The organism is Actinoplanes sp. NPDC026623 (assembly GCF_040638275.1).
Lineage (GTDB): Bacteria > Actinomycetota > Actinomycetes > Mycobacteriales > Micromonosporaceae > Actinoplanes.
In genome coordinates this window covers 19,300-40,708 of record NZ_JBEZXZ010000064.1, presented here as the reverse complement: position 1 = coordinate 40,708, position 21,409 = coordinate 19,300, and the positions used below count along the sequence as shown (strand labels likewise).

Sequence of the window (21,409 nt, the reverse complement as noted above, 5' to 3'; positions counted from 1 at the left end):
GCGAAGCCAGGAGGCGAAGCCAGGAGGCGAAGCCAGGAGGCGAAGCCAGGAGGCGAAGCCAGGAGGCGAAGCCAGGAGGCGAAGCCAGGAGGCGAAGCCAGGAGGCGAATGAGTTCCCCCCGCTTTGACGGAGCGGTGGTTACCTGCTTCCGGTCGGGGCAGGAGTGAGGTTATCTGGCTCGGTCTGGGCGTGCCAGGCCGCCTCGTATTCGTCGGGGCTGAGGTAGCCCAGTTCCTTCTGGATGCGGCGGGTGTTGTACCAGCCGTCGATGTATTCGAAGATCGCGTTCTCGGCCTCGTCGCGGGTCCGCCAGCTCGTGCGGTACACGAGTTCGATCTTCAGCGTGGACCAGAAGTTTTCCATCAGCGCGTTGTCGTAGGAGTCACCGACCGACCCCATCGAGGGCCGGATTCCGTTGTCCTGCAAGCGTTGTGAGAAGCGGAAGCTCGTATAGTTCGAGCCCCTGTCCGAGTGGTGGATCAACTGGCCGTCGCGGACGTCACGCGACCAGATGCCGTACTCGAGCGCGGCCAGGATCAGATCGGTGTCACACCGGTCCGAGGTCTTCCAGCCGACGATCCGGCGGGAGAACACGTCACGGACGGCGGCCAGCCAGAACACGCCCTCGCCGGTCGGGATCCGGGTGGCGTCGGCGACCCACAGCCGGTTCGGGCCGGCCGCGGTGAACTGGCGGTTGACCAGATCCGGCGCCGGCGTGTGCCGCGGATCCTGCTTCGTTGAGCCGCCGCGCCAGCCGCGGCGCAGGAACGCCCCGTGCCAGCCCTGCCCGGCCATCAGCCGCTCGACCCGCTTGCGGCCCACGCGGATGCCGTCGCGGCGTAGCTGCCGGTGGACGCGGTCGGCGCCATAGGTGAACCCGGACGCCTCCCAGATCTCATAAATGTTGGAGAGCAGCCCGAGGTCGACCAGGTCCCGCTCACAGGGCTGTTCGGCCTGCCTGATCCACTGGTAGTAGGTGGACTCGGCGATGCCCAGGACCCGTAGCAGGAGCGCGACCGCGAAGCGGTCACGATGTTCGTTGATGAACCTCATGACCGTCGCCGGGTCGGGCCGAGCTCCGACGCGAAATACGAGGATGCCGCACGCAGGATCTCATTGACCCGGCGCAGCTCAGCGACCTCTTCACGTAGCCGGCGGTTCTCCTCGGCCATCTCGCTGGTGGGCCGGTCATGACGCTCGCCCGCGTCGGCCTCGGCCTGCCGGATCCAGTTCCTGAGCGCCTCGTGATGCACGTTCAACTGCTCTGCCAACCGCCGGATGGTCGGTTTCGGGTCTGACTCGCGATACAGACGCACAGCACGCGCTCTGAGCTCGTCGGGGTACTTCTTCGGTGCGGCCACGGATACTTCCTACCCATGATCAGTCGATCATGCTTGAGAAGCTCCACCAAACCGGGGGGAACTCAGAAGCCAGGAGGCGAAGCCAGGAGGCGAAGCCAGGAGGCGAAGCCAGGAGGCGAAGCTCTGGTGGCAGTTGACGGGCAGGTCAAGGCGCCGCATCCGGCGAAGGTCAGTGCCCCGCGAAGGCCGCGCCGGGCTGCGAGCGTGCCGGAGCAGCGAGGGACGAGCGAACGGCGCCCACCAACGCGACCTACCGCGGACCCTGCGGCAACGACGTCGCTCGGCCGGCGTTAACGGGCGCGGCGCTCGCTGTGCCGGTAGATGGGCACCTCTAATCCATGCTCGGAGGACCTGCCTATCGGGTACGTTGCGGACCCGGGGTTAGTTGAGGAGATTTCATGGCCGCCGCGACGCCGATGAGTCGACTCGGTCCCGACGGCCACGCATGCGTCGCGTTCCTCTATCCCCGGAAGGTGGCGGCGACGCGGACCGGCCCGGGCCTGCTACTGAGGCGGCTGGATAACGCCGCGGACCGGTTCCGCGACAGTAGAAGTTCCTGCCGCACAGGTCTCGTGGGCGGTGACCGGCCGGGTGGCGCCGGCAGCCGACCGGACGCGGTCCTGATGACAACGCTGCCCGCGGGGCCCCGTTCTCCCGCGCGAGGCCCGGATCCTCGCGGTCTGCGAAAGGCCGACCTAGCGAACACCGACATTGGCGGGCGCCCCCGCGCTCGGAAGGCTGGCGCGCGGTGATGGGCGCCGAGTCGATGGGCGCCGGCCGTCGCCACCACGCCTCGAACCGGCCGGCCCGGGCTGCCCGCAGGGACCCGACCGGGACTACGACAGTCCTGCTCGAGCTGGGTTTCGACGGCGACGGCCTGTCCGGCGTGCGGTCGGCCGTCGCCGCACAGGTGGCCGCGATACCCGCCGGCCGCCTCGTGGACACGATGATGCTGGTCGCCCACGAGTTGGCCAGTAATGCCGTCCGGCACGGCGGCGGTTCCGGGCGGTTGCGCCTCTGGGTGGGTGGCGGCGTGTTGCACTGCAGGGTCAGCGACGCCGGACCGGGCCTGGCGGAGCCGGCTTCGGTCGGGCGGGTTCTGCCGTCGCCGTCGCTTCCGGGCGGCCGCGGGCTGTGGATCGCCCGGCAGATGTCCGAGCTCCGCATCGTCTCGTCGCCCAGCGGGACCACCATCACCGCGATGCTTTCGCTCTAGAGGCTCCGCAGGGCATCTCCGATCGCCCGGTGGAATGTCGGGTACGCCCAGATCGTCGCCTTGAGCGTGGTTATCGGAACCTCTGCCTTCACCGCCACGGCCAGGGCGCCCAGCACTTCGCCGCCCGATGGCCCGGCTGAGGTGGCGCCCACCAGCACACCCCGGCTCCGGTCGGCGATGACTTTGATGAAGCCCTCGTTGCCCGGCCCGTGGATGAACCCGCGCGACGAGGACGGCAGGCTCGAGTAGCCGACCTGCACGTCGAGGCCGGCGTCGCGGGCCTGCTTCTCGGTGTAGCCGACCGCCCCGATCTCCGGATCGGTGAAGGTGACGCGCGGCTTGGCGTGAAAGTCGGCGGCGGCCCCGCCCTGGCCGAGGATGTCGCGGACCGCGACATCCGCCTCGTACATCGCCATGTGGGTGAACGCGCCGTTGCCGGTCACGTCGCCGACCGCCCAGACCTTGTCGGCGGCACGCATCCAGTCGTCGGTGCTGACGAAACGGGCCGCCGGGTCCAGGCCGATCGCCTCAACGCTCAGGCCGTCGAGGCGGGCCGCGCGTCCGGTGGCGACGAGCAGCCGTTCCCCGGTCACGGTCGAGCCGTCGGTGAGCACGACGCTGAAGGCGGTGCCGGAATGGGAGACGTGCTGTGCGCGTACCCCGGTGAGGATCTTTACGCCGTCGGCGGCCAGGGCCGCGGCGGCCGACGCGGAGGATTCGGGCTCCTCCATGGCAAGCAGGCGGCCGCTGCCCTCGATGACCGTGACCTTCACGCCGAAGCGGGCCATGACCTGGGAGAGCTCGAGTCCGATGGCGCCCCCGCCGAGGACGAGCATGGTGGCCGGCAGGGTTTCGGCCTCGACGGCCTCGCGGTTGGTCCAGTAAGGGGTGCCGGCGAGCCCGTCGATGGCCGGGATGATCGCCTTCGTGCCGGTGGCGATCACGATGCCGCGGCTCGCGGTCCACTCCTGGTCGTTCACCCTGACGCGACCCGGCCCGGCGATGGCGGCCCGGCCGCGGACGAAGTGGCCGCCCTTGGCGGTGAAGCGGTCGACGGCGACCTTGTCATCCCAGGTGTCGGTCGCCTCGTCCCGGATTCTGCGCGCGACGGGTGCCCAGTCGGGCTGCACCTGAGCATTGCCGGCCAGCCCGGGAATGCGGCGAGCCTCGGCGAGCGCGTTGCCCGCGCGGATCATCATCTTGGTCGGGATGCACCCCCAATAGGGACACTCGCCGCCGACCAGCGTGTCCTCGATACCGACCACATCGAGGCCCGCCTCCGCGAGCCGTCCGGCGACCTCCTCGCCGCCCACGCCCAGGCCGACGACCACGACATCAACTTGCTGTCCTTCGCCCATGCGAACACCCTTCCACTTTTCGCCGGTACCGTGCGCACATGTCAGCCGACGATGATGCCCACGGCTTCGTGGCGCCCGGATACGAAGCCGTCCGGGAGGCCCTCGCGGCACATCCCAGCGGCGGTTCCGCACTCTGCGTGCTGCGCGACGGTGCGCGGGTGGTGGATCTGCGCGAGGGCTGGGCCGACGCCGCCCGGACCCGACCGTGGGTCGAGAGAACCCTGGTCAATGTGTATTCCGTCGGCAAGCCGGTGATCGCGCTGGGCGTGCTGCTGCTGGTGGACCGCGGCCTCGTCGGGCTCGATGATCCGATCGCGCGGCACTGGCCCGGATTCCGGGCCCCCGCCTCCGTACGCCAGGTGCTTACTCACACGGCGGGCCTGCCCTTCTTTCCGGTACCCCGGAAGGCGTCGGACTGGGGCGACTGGGATCTGCTCTGCGCGGACCTGGCCGGCGCGAGCCCGCAGTGGCCGCCGGGCACGGTGGCGGCCGAGCACGCGCTGACCTATGGCCATCTGCTGGGCGAGATCATCCGCCGGGTCGACGGCCGGCCGCCGGCGCGGTTCGTCGCCGAGGAGATCGCCGCGCCCTGGGGGCTGGACTTCGGCTTCGGTACCGCCGAGCCGGAGCGATGCGCCGAGCTGGAGTTCGACCGGCCGGACCGGCCCGCGCTGATGCTCGGCGAGCCGGAATCGGTGCGAACGCTGGCGGTTCTGAATCCGCCCGGCGCGCGTGATCTCGCGGTCGTCAACAGCCCGCTCTGGCGTGATGCCGTCGTGCCAGCGGTGAACCTGCACGCCACGGCCGGCTCCCTCGCGCGCTTCTATGCCGGGCTGCTCGCCGGTGGGATTCTGGACGGCCGCCGTCTGCTGAGCGCGGCGCTCGTCGAAGACCTGACGTCGGCGCACTTTTCGGGTCAGGATCTCTTCATCGAGAGCCAGACGACGTGGGGTCTCGGGGTGCAACTGGAGCCCGACGGGACGTGGGGCATGGGTGGCCTCGGCGGCAATGCGGCGTGGGCGGACCCGAAGACGGGTCACGCGATTGCCTTCGTGACGCGGCAGCTGGGCGACTTCGACCGGGTCGGGGCGATCGACGCCGCGATCTCCTCGGTACGGATTCCCGGCTGACCGGGGCCGCCCGCCGGCGCCGTCCCGAGTTCGGAACGTCCTGTCCTCCGGGTCCTGCCAGCCTTCAATCGACGAAAGCTCCGGGCCGGCCGGAGCCGCGTCCGCTCCCGCCGGGCTTGTCGAACGGAATTCTCCCGTCGGGTCATGGCCGCAGCCAGACCGCATCGTCGCGATGCGACTCGAGTGGCCCCGGATAGTCGAGATCTGAGCGCACCGCCTCCGGCAGCCGCCAGGGCTGGTGCACGGCCTTCCCCTCGACGGATTTCAACTCGGGTACGTAACGACGCACGTACGCGCCGTCGGGGTCGAAGCGCTCCGCCTGCCGGATCGGATTGAACCGCCGGTAGGGCTTGGTGTCGTGGCCCGTGCCGGCCACCCATTGCCAGTTGCCGGAATTGTTCGGCACGTCGCCGTCGATCAGCCAGCGGAAGAACCATCTCACGCCGTGGCGCCAGTCGAGCCCCAGATGCTTGGTGAGGAACGACGCGGTGATCAGCCGGGCGCGATTGTGCATCCACCCCTCGGCGCGCAACTGGCGCATGCCGGCGTCCACCACCGGCACCCCGGTCGTGCCGTTCTGCCACTGCTTGAGCGCGTCGTCGTCGGCACGCCACCCGGAGTCGCCTGCCCTGCGGTAGGCCTCCGTCGAGATCGCCGGAAACGCGGCGGTGGCCTGGTAGTAGAAGTCGCGCCAGCAGAGTTGGCGGACGAAGGCGTCCGCGCCCGGGCCGCCGATTCCGCGCGCCGCGTTTGCCACCGCCAGCGGCGAGACACATCCGAACCGCAGGTAGGCGCTCAGCCGGGAGGTTCCGTCGGCGGCCAACTGGTCGTGCAGGTCGTCGTACGGCTCGATATGCCGAAGCCACGCCGCGAGCCGGCGCCTTCCCTCGCTCTCGCCGCCGGGCGCCGCCCCTGGGGACTCGTTCTCCGGTGCCTTCGGAAGCCGGCCCGCGGCGACGCCCGGCGGCAGAGTGACCTTGTCAGGGGTGGCGGACTCGTCGCGCCATGCCGCCGATTCCCAGGCCCGGTGGTATGGCGAGAAGACCCGGTAGTGATCGCCGCCACCAGGTCGCACGCCGCCCGGCGGGACGACCGTGGTGCCGGGGAAGTGCCGGACCGAGATGCGGTGTCGCTCGCCCTCCCGCTCGAGGCGCTGCTCCCGGCGCCGGGCGTAGCCGCTGACGTCGGCGGCGAGCGCGATCCCCTCGGCCTCGACCTCGCGGGCCAGCCTGATCGCCTCCGCGACCGGCTCGCCCGTGCGGATCACCAGGTCGCCGCCCAGGCGGCGCAGGGTCTCGCGCAGGTCGGCGAGGCTCTGGTGCAGGAAGAGCGCCCGGTTGGGGGAGAGCCGTAGCAGGTGCGGATCGAGCACGAAGAGCGGCACGACCCGCTCGGCGGACGCACAGGCTGCGGCGAGGGCGGGGTTGTCGTGCACCCGCAGGTCGCGGGTGAACAGAACCACGGCGGTCCGCATCTCAGCCTCGGGCCGACGCGGCCATCGGGGTGCCTGCCCTGGTCAGCAGGGACCGGGCCGCCACCCGGACCCGGCGCCGGCCGGGGACCCTGGCTCGGCGGACGAAGACGTCATAGTCGGCCGCGACGACCTCGTCGAGGATCCCGCCGTACAGCTGGAAGGCCGTGCGCATGCAGGCCTGTGAGCCGGGCAGCAGCAGGGGGACGCCGGAAGCCGCAGCGGCGTAGTGCTCGTCGGCGCGGGCCACCTCGGCCCGGATCAGGGCCTTGATCTGCGGGGTCGAGCGGCCCTGCGCCCGAGCGGCCAGCAGGTCGTCGTGGGTGACGCCGAACTCGGCGAGGTCGGCCTCCGGCAGATACGTGCGACCGCGGTCGAGGTCCTCGCCGACGTCGCGGATGAAGTTGGTGAGCTGGAAGGCGAAGCCGAGCTGGCGGGCCGGCTCGCGGGCGACCACCAGGTCTCTCGAACCCAGGATGGGCAGCATCATCGTGCCGATGACGGCCGCCGACCCCTCCATGTAGTCGAGCAGGTCGTCATATGTCGCGTAGGACGTGACGGTGAGATCCATTGCCATGCTGCGCAGGAACGACGCGAAGTCGGCAGGATCCAGGTCGAACACCGCGATCGTGTGGAGAACCGCCGGCAGCAACGGGTCACCGCTCGGCGCGCCGGCCAGCCCGGCCAGAAACTCGTCTGACCAGGCGCCGAGCCGTGCGGCGCGCGCGGCCGGAGGCAGGTCCTCGGTGCGGTCGACGATCTCGTCGGCATAGCGCGCGAAGCCGTAGAGGGCGTGCACATGGCGACGTTTCCAGGACGGCAGCAACTGGGTAGCCAGATAGTAGGTACGACCGTGGCGCTTGTGGATCCTGCGGCACCGCTCGTATGCCGCTGCAAGATCGATCTCCACGGACCCTCCAAAACCAAATCGACTCATGAATCGACGCAACTGGAAGCTTACGGTAACCTGGCTGTCGTGGCCAACGACATCCTCGAGGAAAGCCTTCGATTCGGAATACTTCGCCGGACCGCCTCTCCGGGTGATCTGGCGCCCGCCGTCGAGGCCACCCTGGCCGAGTTTCTGAACGACCAGATCTCGGCACTGGGCGGCGTGGACCCGGCGCTCGGACGCTTCGCGAGCAAGACCCGTGAGCTCGTGCTCGCCGGCGGCAAGCGGCTACGCCCGACCTTCGCCTACTGGGGCTGGCGCGGCGTCGTGAGCCCGCACGCACCCGTCGAACCGGTGCTGCCGGCGCTGGCAGCACTGGAACTGATGCACATGTTCGCGCTGATACACGATGACGTCATGGACGGCTCCGCAACCCGACGGGGCAATCCGACGGCACACCGGATCTTCGCCACGGAGCACGGCGACGCGGCCCGATCCGGCGATTCGGACCGATTCGGCACTGCGTCGGCGATCCTCCTCGGCGATCTCTGCCTGGTCTGGGCCGATCAGCTCCTGGCCCGGGCGACGCTGCGCCCGGCGACCTTGTTCGCCGCGCGCGCCGGCTACGACCGGATGCGCATCGAGGCCATCGCGGGGCAGTATCTGGACGTTCTCGGCGAGGCCGAGCCCGGCGCCTGGTCCCTCGAGCGCGCGCTGCTGGTCGCGCGTAACAAGACCGCGAGCTACACCGTGCGGCGGCCGCTGCAGTTCGGGCTCGCGCTGGCCGGCCCGCCCGAGGCCGACGTGGCCGCGATCGACGAGGCCTACAGCCGCTACGGCCTCGCGGTCGGCGAGGCATTCCAGCTCCGCGACGACCTCCTGGGTGTTTACGGCGATCCCCTCGTCACCGGAAAGCCGGCCGGCGACGACCTGCGTACCGGAAAGCCCACCGCCCTGCTGATGCTGGCGCACCAGCTCGCCACCCCCGCGCAGCGAGCCGAGCTCGCCGTCGGCTCCGAATGCGCCCGATCGGTTGCCCGGCGTGCCGAGGTGATCGCCGAGACCGGCGCGGTCGCGCACGTGGAGGCCCTGATTCAGCGGCGGGTGTCCGAGGGTGTCGCAGCGCTCGCGGGCACACCGATCCACGACGATGCATACGCTGCGCTGACGGACCTGGCGGTCACCGCGACCCACCGTCCGAGATGATGGCCTTTCTCCGACCCCTGGAGCTGTGACGTGCGAAGAACGACGGGACCGACCGACCGCGTGGTGGTGGTCGGCGCCGGACTGGGCGGCCTTGCCTGTGCGCTGCACCTGGCCGCGGCCGGGCGGCAGGTGACGGTCGTCGAACGGGAGGCCGTGCCGGGTGGCCGCGCCGGCAGGCTGTCCGTCGACGGATACGAGTTCGACACCGGGCCGACCGTGCTGACCATGCCCGAGCTGATCGCCGAGCCCCTCGCGGCCGTCGGGGAGAAGCTGTCCGACTGGCTCGAGCTGACCCCTCTCGATCCGGCGTACCGGGCCTACTACCCGGACGGATCCACCCTGGACGTGCGCACCGACCCGGTCCGGATGGCCGCCGAGATCTCCCGGCTCTGTGGTCCCCGTGAGGCCGACGGCTACCTGCGCTTCGTCGATTTCGCCCGCGGCCTGTGGCATCTCGAGCGGAACGCCTTCATCGACCGCAACCTGGACACGCCGCTCGACCTGATCAATCTCAACCTGCTCAAGCTGCTCGGCATGGGTGGTTTCCGCCGGCTCCAGCCGAAGATCAGCCAGTACTTCCGCGATCACCGGACTCAGCGCATCTTCTCCTTCCAGGCCATGTATGCGGGGCTGGCACCGCACGACGCCCTCGCCATCTACGCGGTCATCGCCTACCTCGACTCGGTGGCCGGAGTGTTCTTCCCGCGCGGTGGCATGCACGCGGTGCCGAGGGCGCTCGCAGGCGCGGCGGAGAAGCACGGCGTGCAGTTCCGCTACGAGACGACCGTGACCGGGGTGGAGACGGCGAACGGCCGTGCGACCGCCGTGCTGACCGACGGAGGCGAGCGCCTGAGTGCCGACGTCGTGGTGCTCAACCCGGATCTGCCGGTCGCCTACCGCGACCTGCTGCCCGGGTCCCGCCGCCCACGCCGGCTGAAATACTCGCCGTCCTGCGTGGTGCTCCACATCGGATCCACGCGGAGTTATTCGAAGATTGCCCATCACAACATCCACTTCGGAGGGGCGTGGAAGGGCACCTTCGATGAGGTCATCAACCAGGGGCTGTTGATGAGTGACCCGTCGCTGCTCGTCACCAATCCCAGCCGCAGCGACCCCGGTGTCGCGCCGGACGGACGGCAGACCTACTACGTGCTGGCCCCGACGCCCAACCTCGACGTGGCACCGTTCGACTGGAGAGGCGGTCTCGGCCGCCGCTACGCCGACGAGTTGACCGCGGTGCTGGAGCAGCGCGGCTATGTGGGCTTCCGGGACGGCATCGAGGTCGAACGGGTGATCACCCCTGACGACTGGGCCGCCCAGGGCATGGCCGCCGGGACTCCGTTCGCGTCGGCGCACACCTTCACCCAGACCGGACCCTTTCGCCCGGCAAATCTGCACCCGACCCTGGAAAACGTGGTCTTCACCGGCTCCGGCACCCAGCCGGGCGTCGGCGTACCGATGGTGCTGATCTCCGGAAAGCTGGCGGCCGCCCGCATAACGGGCGTCGCGAACGACCTCGTCGGGAGGGTGGCATGACCGGCTCCCGCGAGGCACACCTCGTCGAGCTCGTCGACGCCCTCGGCAAGCCAACCGGCGCTGCCACGGTCGATGAGGCGCACCGGGCGCCTGGCCGGCTGCACCGGGCCTTCTCCGTGTTCCTCCGCGATCCGTCGGGCCGGGTCCTGCTGCAACAACGGGCCGCGGTCAAGACCCGGTTCCCGCTGCGCTGGGCCAACACCTGCTGCGGCCATCCCCTGCCGGGCGAGGCGCCGGCGACGGCCGCCGCCCGCCGCCTGGTCGAGGAGATCGGCGCGCACGGCGTCGACCTGACCGAGACCGGCGTGTACTCGTATTACGCCGAAGACCCGTCGACCGGCCGGGTCGAATACGAGTACGACCACGTACTGGTGGGCGATGCGTCGGCAGACCTGGGCCTGATGATCGACTCCGACGAGGTGGCCGCCGTCCGCTGGGTCTCGATTGAGGAGCTGACGGCGGGCCTGAGCGACGATCCCCGGTCCTACGCCCCCTGGCTGCGGGGGGTCACCGGTTCACTGATCCGCCACCTCGAGGCACAGCCGCGGCCGGCCGACGACTTAGCGGAGCCATCGGGTGGCTGACGGCGCCCTGACGGCGGGGGCGGTCGCCCGGCGTCTGGGCGTCGCCGTGACCACCCTGCGCACCTGGCATCAGCGGTACGGGCTGGGGCCCAGTCATCACGTGCCGGGGCACCACCGGCGCTACACGCCGGAGGACATGGCCCGGCTGCAGGTGATGCGCCGGCTGACCACACAGGGCGTGGCGCCGGCGGAGGCCGCGGCCTGGGCTCTGCGCGTGCCGGTGCCGATCGACATCGCCATGCCGCCGACGCTGCCGCCCGGCGTCTTCGCGGTGCACCAGCCGGCCGGATACCCCGTCGTGGGTGATGACCCGCAGGGCGCGTCCGGCGGAAAGGCACCGGGAGACGCGGACGGCGAGAGTGCTACACCGGCGAGCGAAGACGACCGGCCGCAGCCGGTACGCGGCGGCGGTTCCGCTGTCGCGAGCGACCACGACCCCCGGAAACCCCGCGACGGCGCTCCCGGGACGGGCGGGCACGACCTCGACCCGGCAATTCGCGATGACCCTCCCGGAACTGACCGCCACGAGCTTCGCCCAGTAGCCCGCGGCGACGCTTCGGAAGCGGCGAGCGGCCACGACCAGGAGACGGGCACCGGGTATGGGATTGGCAACGATCCGGCCGGGCAGGTAGCGGCTCCTCGATCGGCGGGTGGCGACCGCCCCCCTCGGAAGGCAGCCGGCGAGACCCAGAGCGATGCTCGGCTGGCACCGGCCGGCGGCGGCACCACCCAAACGCCGCTCGAAGGCCTGCCACGGCCTCCCGATGAAGCGCCGCCCGGACGGCGAGCCGGCCCGCCCAACAGGGTGGATGCGGTGTGGCCCGACCGGCTCCTCGCCGCGCGCGACGGTGGCGGGAACGCCATCCGCACGGGCAGGGCCGGCCCCGCCGCTCGCGGCCTCGCCCGGGCCGCGATGCGACTCGACGCCCCCGCCCTGCGCGAAATCCTCGAGGCGAGCATCGCCGACCTCGGCGTCGTCGCGGTCTGGGATGAAGTGATCACGCCGGTGCTGATCGGAATCGGCGAGCGCTACGCGGCAACCAACCGCTTCATCGAGGTCGAACACCTGGTCTCCCGCAGCATCACCGAGGTGCTCAGCGCGGTGGCTCGGCCAGCTGGCCTCCAATCGCCACGGGTCCTGCTCGCGGCCGCCGACGAGGAACAGCACACGCTCCCCCTGGAGGCGCTGGCCGCCTCGCTGGCCCAGGCCGGTGTCCCCAGCCGGCTGCTCGGGGCACGGGTGCCGCCGCAGGCACTCGGCGACGCCATCGCCCGGACCGGACCGGCCGCGGTCGTGCTCTGGTCCCACATGCCGGCCACCGGCAGCCCGGAGCAATGGGTGACCGTGCTCACCGCGCCGCACCGGCCACTGCTCGCCGCGGCGGCCGGACCGGGCTGGCCGAGGCACGAACTTCCCGAAGACGTCACTCCGGTGCAGAGCCTCGCGGAGGCGGTGCGCCTGGTGTCGATCGCCGCCGCGCCGACCAACCACGGACATAACCGCAGGTCAGAGCCCTAGACGCGGCGGCGGGGATACCGGTTTGGATGAGAGCGGGGACATCACGTATGCTTTCCAAGCCTCAAGCGGGGCCGGTTGGGGCCCACGCCGCCGGAAGTTGAAATATGCAATGATGGCGGGGTTGCCCTCATCGTCTAGTGGCCCAGGACGCCGCCCTTTCAAGGCGGTAGCACGGGTTCGAATCCCGTTGGGGGTACGAACCGACCTCGGTCGGGTAAGTGGTAGAAAGTAGCAGCACAGCAAGGTCCTGTGGAGCAGTTGGAGTGCTCGCCGCCCTGTCAAGGCGGAGGTCGCGGGTTCAAGTCCCGTCAGGACCGCAAACTAGCCAGAAACGCGTGCACCATTGCGCGGCAGGGCCAGGTAGCTCAGTTGGTACGAGCGTCCGACTGAAAATCGGAAGGTCGGCGGTTCGACCCCGCCCCTGGCCACCAAGCCTCTCGCCGGGCTTTGAGCACCGCCCACCAGCGGAAACGCCGGTGGGCGTTTTGCTGCCCAGGCGAGATCGGGCGCCTCACGTCGGCACTGTTGATCACCTCTGTTGACCGCCTTTTGCCGGTGCTTGTCGCACGCAGATCGCACGCCGCGGTTGTGCTCGCTCCCTACACTCGGGCGATGGAAGTGGTCATCGTGATCGCGGTGTTGGCGCTCATCGCAGTGGCGCTTGGCGTCGCCCGAGACAGGGGTCTGCCCCAACGCATCGGCCGAGAAGTCCGCAAAGACGACGGTGACGACAGCTGAGCTGTGACCGCCTCGCCACGCGCCCCAAGCCATCCCGTCCGCCGTCGACCCACACCTTGTGGAGCGGGCCTGGCCCAGGGCGCCAAGGTGGAGCGCCCTACCGGACGTACGACCTTGGCGCCCTGGGCCAGGTCTGCTCGGCTCCGCCTGGGGCGACGGCGGACGGGATGGCAGCCCTCATCCCAGAAGCCCGAGAGCCCCCGCCGGAGGCCCGACCTTGTAGCGTGTCAGCCGTGTCAGAAGACCGTGTGCGGGTCCACCAGTTCGAGCCTTACGCCGACCACCTGACCTTCGTCATCTCGGACGCAGAGGCCACCGAAGACGTATTTGACGGCGACACCTGGGACAAGGCCGACGACGCGTGGCGGATCGCGGTGGAGCGTCACTGCGTCGTGGTCGGTACGGCTCGCTACGACTACGTGCCGGTGACACTGACGGTTTCGAGCAACCTCCCGGTCCTCGGTCCACTCGACGGCTACGACCATGTCGTTGAGGCTGATGTCGCGGTTCCCTCGGGGCAGCTGACGGTCACGGGTGCCACGGAGCTGCCCTCGGAGGTCGAACCGGTCCCTGTCGCGCCGGGGAAGTACCGGGTGCGCGTGGGGTACCTCCAGACGGGGCGGCGGCCGTCGAAGTTCTCGGAGTCTGATCCGGGAGACCATCTGGAGTACCGGGTCACGATGTGGCCAGTCGCGGAGGATCGCGGCGTGCAGGTACTCAAGCAGGGTCCCGAGCCCTGGGCCTACTGAGCGACCTGAGTGCAGGTGGCCGGCGCGCCGGCCGATGCCGGCCGGAGGCCGCCAGCAGGCCGAGCGCGTCCGGCCGCGCCGCGCTTGCGCGGCGCCTTGACGATCGCGCCGGCGCGGAAACGTTCGGCAACTACGCTCGCGCCGTCCTGCGGGACAGTCCGAAGATCGGCGTCCGGTGGCGGGAGACATGCGAACGCAACATGCGGCTACATCTGGTCCCGTTGCTCGACGTGCCGCTTCGGACGGTCAGCCCGGCCACCGTCAGGCATTGGCACGCCGCAGCACTGCGGGGCGATGGTGGGCGTACATCTATCTCGCAGTCCTACCGGTTCCTGCGCATGGTCATGAACACCGCGGTCCGCGACGGCATCCTCGGTCGTAACCCTTGCCAGATCCCCGGGGCTGGCACCGTCAAGTCGGTCGAGCGGCCAGTGGCGACCCCTGCCGAGGTCGTCGCCTTGGTGGAGGCCATCACGCCCTGCTACCGCACTGCCGTTCTCATCGCCGCATGGTGCGGTCTTCGGCGCGGAGAAATCGGCGGGCTCCGCGTCACTGACGTCGATCTGACCAACCACACGATCACTGTTCGGAAGAATCGTGTCGAGCCGCTGCACGCTCCAGGCCGAGCCCACGACAAGGATCCGAAGTCGGAAGCGGGCAAACGCACGATCACCATCCCGCCGCACGTCATGCCGCTGGTACGACTACACCTCGACGAGTACGCCGGCAAGGAGCGCCTGTTCGTCAGCCGCGACGGCGGCCCTCTCCGAGGCAACACCCTCTATCAGGCGTTCGTCCGAGCACGCGGGAAGGTCGGTATCGACATGACATTCCACGACCTGCGCCACACGGGGCAGACGCTGGCCGCTCAGACGGGGGCGACGCTCGCAGACCTGATGAAGAGGCTCGGGCACTCGACCATGGCCGCCGCCCGTCGCTACTTGCACGCGGTTGACGGACGTGACCGGGAGATCGCCAACGCCCTCTCGGATCTCGCCGCACACGGGGACGTCGCACGGCTGCCCCGCCACATCACCATGCGCAGCTAATCGCACGCTGGATCGCACGGCGGCATGTTGGAACGCTCTGACCTGCGAAAATGTGCGTGACTGAAAATCGGAAGGTCGGCGGTTCGACCCCGCCCCTGGCCACCAAGCCTCTCGCCGGGCTTTGAGCACCGCCCACCTGCGGAAACGCACGGTGGGCGTTCTGCTTTTCCGAGCTCAGCTCAACAGGCTGCATGATCTTGTGGTCTCAATCACCCTCAGAGCCTCCGCGCCGCGCCCTACCTGGTTCATGTCGGCGCTGGTCAGCACCGAAGAGTCCGCCGGCCTGGTCTCGGATACCGCGCTGCGTGCACCTCGCGGTGCTATGGGGTCAGCTGTACAGGGTGTCTCGGGGTGGGCGCCCGTAGGTGGCGCGGTAGTAGCCGGCGAAGCGGCCGAGGTGCCCGAAGCCCCAGTGTCGAGCGATGGTGGCCACATCGTCGCCCTGGTTGGGGTCGGCGTTCTGCAGGTCGTGGTGGGCGTGGTCGAGCCGAACCTGGCGTAGGTAGAGCATCGGGGTGCTGCCCAGGTGTTGCCGGAAACCGGTTTGCAGGGCGCGGATGCCGAGCCCGGCCGCGGCGGCGATGTCGGCCAGCGTTATCGGCTGGGCGGGGTTCGCGTCGATGTACGCCGCCGCGCGGCGGATCGCGGCCGGCCAGGCCCGGCGCAGGTAGTCGCTGACCTGGTCGCTGTTGTGCGGGAACGCGGCCAGCGCGGCGCCGGCGATCGCGTCGATCACGCCGGCCAGGACCAGCGGATGTGCCAGGGCGGTGTCCTGCTCCTGCAACGCCTGGCAGACGTACTCCATGGTGGCGCGGAAGTAGCGTGCCAGCGCCGGCGAGTTCGGGGTCATAGACGTGAACCGGAACCCGTCCAGATTCGCCCCGGCGCGGCACGCGACCGGAGCGACGGGCAGCCGCAGGATCTTGCTGTCGAGATCGCGGGCGGTCGCGGTGAACGTTTCGCCCACCGGATACAGCAAGGTGTCACCGTCGGCCAATTCGACCTCCTGGCCGACGGCGCGGACGCCGCTCTGGGCGTGGTATACCGCGGCGAAGCACAAGTCGGTCAATCGGGGGCACTCGAGATGGACGCCGATCGGGCTGGTCACCTCGTCCATTGCCAGCGCCCCGACGGCGATGGTGCGCTGCCGATATAAGAAGGTGTCCTGGTCTCCGAATATCCTCATCCGGGTGTCGGCATAGGTGGCGCGCACGATCTCGACGGCTTGTTCCGGATCGTCGGTGGCCAACTCGAAACGGCGCACCGGTACGGCGCCACCACCGTGCGGATCGTCAGTGGTGGAGAACATCGCTCTCCCTCCCGAACGACATCGGTCTCCCTGTACCCACTGCCCATCTTCGCGCCGCCTCATTCCGCAGTACGAGGCCCCCCTTCGTGTGCCGCGCGGGCGGTCCTGTTCAGTGATGCAGGGTGTCCGACGGTGGGCGTCCATAGGCGGTCCGGTAGTAGTCGGCGAACCGGCGCGGGTCGCCGAAGCCCCAGCGGCGGGCGATGGTGGCCACCTCATCGCCATGGGTGGGCTCGGCGGCCCGCAGGTCGTCGTGGGCGTGGGTGAGCCGGACCTGCCGCAGGTAGAGGGCAGGGGTGGCATCCAGGTAGCGGCGGAAGCCGTACCGCAGACCGCGGACGCTGATCGCGGCCGCGGCGGCGATGTCGGCCAGGGTGAGCGGCTGTTCGGGGTGGGCCTCGATGAACGCGACCGCGCGGCGGATCGCGGCGGGCAGGACCCGCCTGGGGTGGGTGTCGGCGGGCTCGCCGGTGTACGGGAATGCAGCCAGCACGGCGGTGACCATGAGGTCCATCGCGGTGGCCAGGACCAGGGGATGGGCGAGGGCCGTGTCCGGGTCTTCCAGCGCCCGGTGCAGATGGTGCAGGGTGGCGCGTACGTGGTGGCCCATCGCGGTCGAGGTGGGAGTCATCGCGGTGAGGCGGAACGTGTCCGCCGCCAGGCCGGCGCGGGCGGCGAGCGGCACCAGAGGCAAGCGCAGGAGCCGGGTGTCCATGTCGCAAGTGGTTCCGGTGAACGGTTCACCGACCGGGTAGGCGATGGTGTCACCGGCGCTCATCTGGATTTCCTGAGCGCCTGTGCGGAAGCTGGCTCGGGCGCGGGCGGCTGAGGCCACGCACAGGTATTCGTACGGGGGGCAGTCGACACCGATCGTGATCGGGTTCGTGATGGTGTCGACCGCCAGCGGCCCTGCCACGATGGTGCGCTGCCGGTAGAGGAAGGCGTCCTCGACGCCGGAGATTCTGATCCGGGTGCCGGCGTAGGTGTTACGCACGGCCTCGACGGCGTGCTCCGGATCCTCGGTGACCAGCTCGACACGACGCACCGGTACCACATCGTCCACCCGGGCATCATCAACGGCGGGGCACATCGCGGTTCCTCTCCGCAGATCAGGTAGGAGTCAGGGCCGGCTCCTTCTCCCATCCGAGGCGCATGCCCGCAGGGGCGACGTCACTCCTGCAACATGTGTCGACAAGGATGACTCCTTCAACCACATGCTATGAGAAGTGCATAGCCGCGCCCGTCACCCGACGGTGTTCCCAGTGCGATGGCCATCGTTCCTCGACGTCACACAACGTCGCTCGCCGGCCGCCTGGGCGTCCCGGCCGAACGTACGCGTATCGGGGAGTCTGCGGTCACGGGATCGCCCGCCTTAGGTCTCAGTCCTGGTCTCGTTCAGGGCTGTTCGGCGGGACCGCCGGCCACCGTTCCCCGTCGTCGGTGTTCCAGAGCAGTCCGCCGACCTGTCCCGTGTGCCGGGCATCGTGGAGTCCGGCGCCTAGTGACGTCCGTTGCCTCCAGAGGCCGAGCCACTACCCGGTCGATTTCCCGGGCTCCGGTCGCCCCGGCGGGTACCAAAGTGCGAACGCTCGATGTCAGTCCGGGTGCTAGCCAAGCTGACAACACCGCATTCATCGAGCTCAGTGGTGGTCTGATCAATCTGACAGGGCTGCGGGGCTACCGAACAGCGGGCCGCCTATTGCAAGGTGATGTCCGTTCCGAATGCGACTCACCAGCCACGAGGAGGATCGACCTTGCGCCGTCCCCGGTTAGCCGTCCGGCTCGCCGGCTGTGCGTGGCCATCGGCCGGTAATCCACGACGGCCGGGGGTCGTGGACATCTTGATCACCGGCACGACCACGGCCAGGCGCACCGCCGTCGTACGGGCCTTGCGCCAGGTCGGCTTCGCCGCCTGGGGCCGGCGACCCCAGCCAGGGGTGACTGGCCGTGGCACATCCACGCCGCCGCGATCAACGACACGGACCTGTCCGGCCAGGAGCAGCACCAGGCCGGCGACTACTACCTCGGCATGAACGGCCTCGCCAACCGCGGCTCCCGCATCCCGATCGAAACCTGGCAGCAGTACCAGCGCGGGCAGTGACCCGCAAACCACCCCTCGCCGTCCACGAAAGGACACCATGAACATCCGTAGAAAGCTGGCCGTCGCCGGTGTCGCGCTCGCCGCCGCTACCGCAATCCTGAGCTTCTCCTCGCCGGCATCAGCTGCGGCCCGGGACGGCGTCTGCGACAGCGGCGAGTTCTGCTACTACTACAACAGCAACAACGAGGGATCGATCTCGGACTTCACCGGTTCGGTCGATGACTACGGCGCCAAGCAGCCCGAGTGCTACGACTTCAAAGGATCCGGCAGCGGTAAAGGCACGTGCGTCAAGAACGAGGCGGCCTCGGTCTGGAACAGGAGCGGCGTGACCGTCCGGGTCTACTTCAACAGCAACTACGGTGGCGAGTACCAGAATTTCGCGGCCGGCGCGAAGGGCAACCTGAACGCGACGCTGAAGAACAACAACGCCTCGCACCAGTTCTCGCCGTCAGCGCGCACGAACCTGTCGTACGCGTTGTACGAGACCAGTGGCGGCGCGATCACGTGCGGTTTCGACGGTTACAACAACACCCCCGGCCGGCACGAGGGCATCGACATCGCCCGGAGCGTCGGCTCGGACGTGCACGCCCTGGTGGCCGGAACGGTCACCTACGTCGCGCACGGGAGCACCGGTAGTGGCGGGCTGTCCACGATCGCCGTCTACAACGCCTCGTCGAACAAGACGGTGATCTACCTGCACTCCGCACCGAGGGCCGCCGTGAGCGTGGGCGACGCCATCAGCCGGGGCGAGGTTATCGCCGACGAGTCGTGGCACGGGGTGTCTTCCAGTTCGGCCGCACACACCCACGTCGAGGTCCGGTCCGGACGCCAGACCCATGCGGCCGTCAGCGTCGGCGACCCCACTCTGGATAACTCGGACCCCACCTCGTTCTGGAACTCCCAGGGATACAACGAGAGGTAGAGCGCGGCGACATCCACCGGGTCCGGTCCCCGTGACCACCAGCCTCTCGCCGGACCTTGAGCACCGCCCACCTGCGGAAACGCCGGTGGGCGTTCTGCTGTCCGCCTCACGTCGGCGCTGTTGATCACCTCTGTTGACCGCCCATTTGCCGGTGCTTGCCGCACGCAGATCGCACGCAAGATTCGCCCCGTCCGCCGCCGATCCACACACCGTGGAGCGGGTCTGGCCCAGGGCGCCAACGTCGTTCGTCCGGTAGGGCGCACCACCTTGCACCCCTGGGCAGGTCTGTTCGGCTTCGCCCTGGGTCGTCGGTGGGCGGGATGGCGGCCCTCATCCCCGCAGCCGGAGAGGCCCCGCCGGACGCACGGACAGGGTCCGGCAGCCAGCTGCCTCGCGGCCGGCTGAAAGGGGCCGGCCTGAAAGGGCCGGCTGAAAGGGCAGGCACCAATTGTCCTCAACCCTGCACCGACCCTGTCGATGCGTGGAGCGTGATCTCGCCGCCTCGACGTCAGAGCCCGCCCGAGCGTCCCCGCTGGATGGTTTTCGCCGCCGTGGCCGGTGTCGCCGCCGCCGGTGCGGCGCTCGCCGTCCGAACCACCCGACACAGAAGCGCCGCCGGGCAGGCCCCGCCCCAAGCCGTCGCACCGGCCGAGCTCGCCGCCCCGGCCCCGGCGAAAGCGACGACCACGCCCCTGCAACGTCCTACCGTGCCGCCCTCTCCGGCGGCGCACTCCCGCCGCTCCCGGCCGGCGGCCCTGATCGCCGTGGCCGCCGTGGCCGTCGTGGCCGCCGCGGGCGGGATGCTCGTCGGCCGGGCCACCGAATCCGGCACCGGCACCGCTGCGGCGCCGCACGCCTCCGCCTCCGCCTCCGCCTCTGCCTCTGCCTCTGCCTCTGCCTCTGCCTTCACGGTTCCCGCCCTGGCCAACCCCGCGGGCTGGATGACGACCAGCCCCAACTGGGCACCACTGCTCAGGCCCTCGAGCCCGGCACCCGTCCCGGCCGGCGGCACAGTCCCGCGCAACGGTTCTGTGATCATGGACGGCGACAACGGTGAACAGGTGACAATCTCCGTCGTACGGGTGGAGGACCCGGAGCTGTCAGTCTTCCCGGAGTTGAAGCCCGCGACCGGCGACCGGCTGGTGTCGGTCACCGTGAACGCGAACAACACCGGCGCCATCCCGTTCATCGCGCAACTGCAGAAGTACGCGTGGGTCGCCGACGACGAGGGCGAGTGGTACCAGCGCGACACCACCATGACCACAGCCTTGGCGGCTTTTCCCGACGCCCTGGTCGAGCCGAAGTCGGAGTTCGCGCGGACCATCGTGTTCGAGATGCCACAGGACGCCAAGCTGACCCGGCTCCGCCTCAGCCTGCAGCCCGGCGTCGCCGCCCGGACCGCAGTGTGGAAGCTGATCTGACGAACCCCTCCAGGTGCCCTCAATCGAGGTGATCTTGCCTAGCCGGAGTTCCGGGCCACGACCAGGACGCGCCCCGAGTCGGAGAAGCCAGCCGTCCGAATCGGGTCGTCGTCGTGAATGATCAAGGCCGCGTCGGGGTCGGCGCCCGGGTCGGGGTCGGCGGTCGGATCGGCGGCCGGGGTCGGCGGCCGGGCCGAGATCGGCGGTCGGAGCGGCGGCCGGGTCGGCGGTCGGATCGGCGGCGCCGGGCGGGGGTCAGGGCGACCCTTCTCGTCGGGCCAGTCGGGGGCGATCACCGCGACCCGCCACCCGTCCGGCGTGAAGGCCCGCAGCCCGCCGCCGCATGGTCCGGCGAGCGGGATCCGAGTGCCGGCGACCGGCCCGATGCCGGCCACTGCGACCGGGTAGTGGTCGCCGTACGTGTCATCGTCGCCGCTGCGGGCCACCGTCTGCGATGAACGGGTCGACGACACCTAAACCGTTGTGCGAGAGGTCGGTGCCGGGCGCGAAGCCCACCGCCGTGATGCCGCCGATCCAGATGCGCCCGGAGCGCCACGGCGCGGGCGGCTCGACGGCCGTCCTGGACCGCAGTGCGGCGCGAATGTCGGCGAGAGCGGCCACGGGCGAAGGCTCCTGACGATCGAGGCCATGGATGTTGACCGCCATTTATCGTCGCGGCTCCCCCACCCCATTTGATCAATCTAGGGACCCACCCGCCGTGGAGGCGGGTAGCGGAACCGAACGCCGAGGGCTACGGTCCCGTGTCGATCTACATTGCCCGGCTGCAGGAAGGTTCCGGAACGGGTTCCGCCGCTGAGGCCCGTCCCTGAGCTCACGAGGGAGGAAGTC

General features: G+C 69.9%; 19 protein-coding genes, 3 tRNA genes and 2 pseudogenes. 15 read left to right on the top strand and 9 right to left on the bottom strand.

The window, feature by feature from the left end; genetic code table 11:
• Window positions 1–139 precede the first annotated feature (139 nt).
• On the bottom strand, window positions 140–1,054 hold the full coding sequence (locus tag AB0F10_RS20440) for an IS3 family transposase (protein ID WP_360627006.1): 915 nt from the start codon (window positions 1,052–1,054) through the stop codon (window positions 140–142).
• On the bottom strand, window positions 1,051–1,362 hold the full coding sequence (locus tag AB0F10_RS20435; RefSeq protein ID WP_262012285.1) for a transposase: 312 nt from the start codon (window positions 1,360–1,362) through the stop codon (window positions 1,051–1,053). The genes AB0F10_RS20440 and AB0F10_RS20435 overlap by 4 nt, the downstream gene beginning before the upstream one ends.
• Window positions 1,363–2,113: 751 nt before the next feature.
• Between AB0F10_RS20435 and AB0F10_RS20430 the strand changes: the two genes are divergently transcribed.
• Window positions 2,114–2,578, top strand: coding sequence for an ATP-binding protein (locus AB0F10_RS20430; RefSeq protein WP_360627015.1), 465 nt, complete (start codon window positions 2,114–2,116; stop codon window positions 2,576–2,578).
• On the opposite strand, the gene AB0F10_RS20425 is transcribed toward AB0F10_RS20430, so the two are convergent.
• Window positions 2,575–3,936 (bottom strand): NAD(P)/FAD-dependent oxidoreductase, encoded by a 1,362-nt coding sequence (locus AB0F10_RS20425; RefSeq protein ID WP_360627003.1) that lies wholly within the window; start codon window positions 3,934–3,936, stop codon window positions 2,575–2,577. The genes AB0F10_RS20430 and AB0F10_RS20425 overlap by 4 nt on opposite strands.
• A gap of 38 nt (window positions 3,937–3,974) precedes the next feature.
• On the opposite strand from AB0F10_RS20425, the gene AB0F10_RS20420 reads away from it, so the two are divergent.
• Window positions 3,975–5,066 (top strand): serine hydrolase domain-containing protein, encoded by a 1,092-nt coding sequence (locus AB0F10_RS20420; protein ID WP_360627000.1) that lies wholly within the window; start codon window positions 3,975–3,977, stop codon window positions 5,064–5,066.
• A gap of 142 nt (window positions 5,067–5,208) precedes the next feature.
• Here AB0F10_RS20420 and AB0F10_RS20415 read toward each other — a convergent pair whose 3' ends face one another.
• Complete coding sequence (locus tag AB0F10_RS20415; protein WP_360626997.1) at window positions 5,209–6,540, bottom strand: deoxyribodipyrimidine photo-lyase; 1,332 nt, start codon at window positions 6,538–6,540, stop codon at window positions 5,209–5,211.
• A gap of 1 nt (window position 6,541) precedes the next feature.
• Window positions 6,542–7,447, bottom strand: a complete 906-nt coding sequence (locus tag AB0F10_RS20410; protein WP_360626994.1) for a phytoene/squalene synthase family protein — start codon at window positions 7,445–7,447, stop codon at window positions 6,542–6,544.
• A gap of 105 nt (window positions 7,448–7,552) precedes the next feature.
• On the opposite strand from AB0F10_RS20410, the gene AB0F10_RS20405 reads away from it, so the two are divergent.
• The 11 genes and pseudogenes from AB0F10_RS20405 (at window position 7,553) to AB0F10_RS20355 (ending at window position 14,807) form a co-directional block, all read left to right on the top strand.
• A complete protein-coding gene (locus tag AB0F10_RS20405) occupies window positions 7,553–8,632 on the top strand; it encodes a polyprenyl synthetase family protein (protein ID WP_360627012.1) in 1,080 nt (359 codons plus the stop codon).
• Between the two features lie 30 nt (window positions 8,633–8,662).
• Window positions 8,663–10,168, top strand: coding sequence for a phytoene desaturase family protein (gene crtI, locus AB0F10_RS20400; protein ID WP_360626991.1), 1,506 nt, complete (start codon window positions 8,663–8,665; stop codon window positions 10,166–10,168).
• On the top strand, window positions 10,165–10,752 hold the full coding sequence (gene idi, locus AB0F10_RS20395; RefSeq protein WP_360626988.1) for an isopentenyl-diphosphate Delta-isomerase: 588 nt from the start codon (window positions 10,165–10,167) through the stop codon (window positions 10,750–10,752). The genes crtI and idi overlap by 4 nt, the downstream gene beginning before the upstream one ends.
• Window positions 10,745–10,972, top strand: a pseudogene (locus AB0F10_RS20390) (MerR family transcriptional regulator); the annotation flags it as partial. The gene idi and the pseudogene AB0F10_RS20390, both read left to right, overlap by 8 nt.
• Before the next feature lie 621 nt (window positions 10,973–11,593).
• Window positions 11,594–12,271: pseudogene (locus AB0F10_RS20385) on the top strand (B12-binding domain-containing protein); the annotation flags it as partial.
• 123 nt (window positions 12,272–12,394) lie between these two features.
• A tRNA-Glu gene (locus tag AB0F10_RS20380) sits at window positions 12,395–12,467 on the top strand.
• A 47-nt stretch (window positions 12,468–12,514) separates the two neighbouring features.
• Window positions 12,515–12,588 (top strand) — tRNA-Asp (locus tag AB0F10_RS20375).
• A gap of 37 nt (window positions 12,589–12,625) precedes the next feature.
• Window positions 12,626–12,702, top strand: a tRNA-Phe gene (locus tag AB0F10_RS20370).
• Window positions 12,703–12,883: 181 nt separating this feature from the next.
• Window positions 12,884–13,009, top strand: coding sequence for a hypothetical protein (locus tag AB0F10_RS20365; RefSeq protein WP_360626985.1), 126 nt, complete (start codon window positions 12,884–12,886; stop codon window positions 13,007–13,009).
• 233 nt (window positions 13,010–13,242) lie between these two features.
• Window positions 13,243–13,758 carry a hypothetical protein gene (locus AB0F10_RS20360; RefSeq protein WP_360626982.1) on the top strand — a complete coding sequence of 172 codons (516 nt, stop codon included), beginning with the start codon at window positions 13,243–13,245 and terminating at the stop codon, window positions 13,756–13,758.
• 230 nt (window positions 13,759–13,988) lie between these two features.
• Complete coding sequence (locus tag AB0F10_RS20355) at window positions 13,989–14,807, top strand: site-specific integrase (RefSeq protein ID WP_360627009.1); 819 nt, start codon at window positions 13,989–13,991, stop codon at window positions 14,805–14,807.
• A 328-nt stretch (window positions 14,808–15,135) separates the two neighbouring features.
• On the opposite strand, the gene AB0F10_RS20350 is transcribed toward AB0F10_RS20355, so the two are convergent.
• Together AB0F10_RS20350 and AB0F10_RS20345 are read right to left on the bottom strand one after the other, a co-directional pair.
• Window positions 15,136–16,116, bottom strand: coding sequence for an AraC family transcriptional regulator (locus AB0F10_RS20350; RefSeq protein WP_360626979.1), 981 nt, complete (start codon window positions 16,114–16,116; stop codon window positions 15,136–15,138).
• A gap of 109 nt (window positions 16,117–16,225) precedes the next feature.
• Entirely contained in the window at window positions 16,226–17,179 is a 954-nt protein-coding gene (locus tag AB0F10_RS20345; protein WP_360626976.1) for an AraC family transcriptional regulator, read from the bottom strand.
• A gap of 1,075 nt (window positions 17,180–18,254) precedes the next feature.
• On the opposite strand from AB0F10_RS20345, the gene AB0F10_RS20340 reads away from it, so the two are divergent.
• The gene (locus AB0F10_RS20340) at window positions 18,255–19,139 is read left to right on the top strand and encodes a peptidase inhibitor family I36 protein (RefSeq protein ID WP_360626973.1); all 885 of its coding nucleotides are present in this window, start codon (window positions 18,255–18,257) and stop codon (window positions 19,137–19,139) included.
• 707 nt (window positions 19,140–19,846) lie between these two features.
• Window positions 19,847–20,560, top strand: coding sequence for a hypothetical protein (locus AB0F10_RS20335; RefSeq protein ID WP_360626970.1), 714 nt, complete (start codon window positions 19,847–19,849; stop codon window positions 20,558–20,560).
• Between the two features lie 38 nt (window positions 20,561–20,598).
• Here AB0F10_RS20335 and AB0F10_RS20330 read toward each other — a convergent pair whose 3' ends face one another.
• Window positions 20,599–21,033 (bottom strand): hypothetical protein, encoded by a 435-nt coding sequence (locus AB0F10_RS20330; protein ID WP_360626967.1) that lies wholly within the window; start codon window positions 21,031–21,033, stop codon window positions 20,599–20,601.
• The gene (locus AB0F10_RS20325) at window positions 20,984–21,226 is read right to left on the bottom strand and encodes a hypothetical protein (protein WP_360626964.1); all 243 of its coding nucleotides are present in this window, start codon (window positions 21,224–21,226) and stop codon (window positions 20,984–20,986) included. Before AB0F10_RS20325 ends, AB0F10_RS20330 begins: the two co-directional genes overlap by 50 nt.
• Window positions 21,227–21,409: the final 183 nt, after the last annotated feature.

What these genes read in the sequence shown, in the direction of transcription:
- AB0F10_RS20440 (WP_360627006.1), bottom strand. Translation starts at nt 1,054, where the DNA reads ATGAGGTTCATCAACGAACATCGTGACCGCTTCGCGGTCGCGCTCCTG.
- AB0F10_RS20430 (WP_360627015.1), top strand. Translation starts at nt 2,114, where the DNA reads ATGGGCGCCGAGTCGATGGGCGCCGGCCGTCGCCACCACGCCTCGAAC.
- AB0F10_RS20425 (WP_360627003.1), bottom strand. Translation starts at nt 3,936, where the DNA reads ATGGGCGAAGGACAGCAAGTTGATGTCGTGGTCGTCGGCCTGGGCGTG.
- AB0F10_RS20420 (WP_360627000.1), top strand. Translation starts at nt 3,975, where the DNA reads ATGTCAGCCGACGATGATGCCCACGGCTTCGTGGCGCCCGGATACGAA.
- AB0F10_RS20415 (WP_360626997.1), bottom strand. Translation starts at nt 6,540, where the DNA reads ATGCGGACCGCCGTGGTTCTGTTCACCCGCGACCTGCGGGTGCACGAC.
- idi (WP_360626988.1), top strand. Translation starts at nt 10,165, where the DNA reads ATGACCGGCTCCCGCGAGGCACACCTCGTCGAGCTCGTCGACGCCCTC.
- AB0F10_RS20365 (WP_360626985.1), top strand. Translation starts at nt 12,884, where the DNA reads ATGGAAGTGGTCATCGTGATCGCGGTGTTGGCGCTCATCGCAGTGGCG.
- AB0F10_RS20350 (WP_360626979.1), bottom strand. Translation starts at nt 16,116, where the DNA reads ATGTTCTCCACCACTGACGATCCGCACGGTGGTGGCGCCGTACCGGTG.
- AB0F10_RS20340 (WP_360626973.1), top strand. Translation starts at nt 18,255, where the DNA reads ATGAACATCCGTAGAAAGCTGGCCGTCGCCGGTGTCGCGCTCGCCGCC.
- AB0F10_RS20325 (WP_360626964.1), bottom strand. Translation starts at nt 21,226, where the DNA reads ATGGCGGTCAACATCCATGGCCTCGATCGTCAGGAGCCTTCGCCCGTG.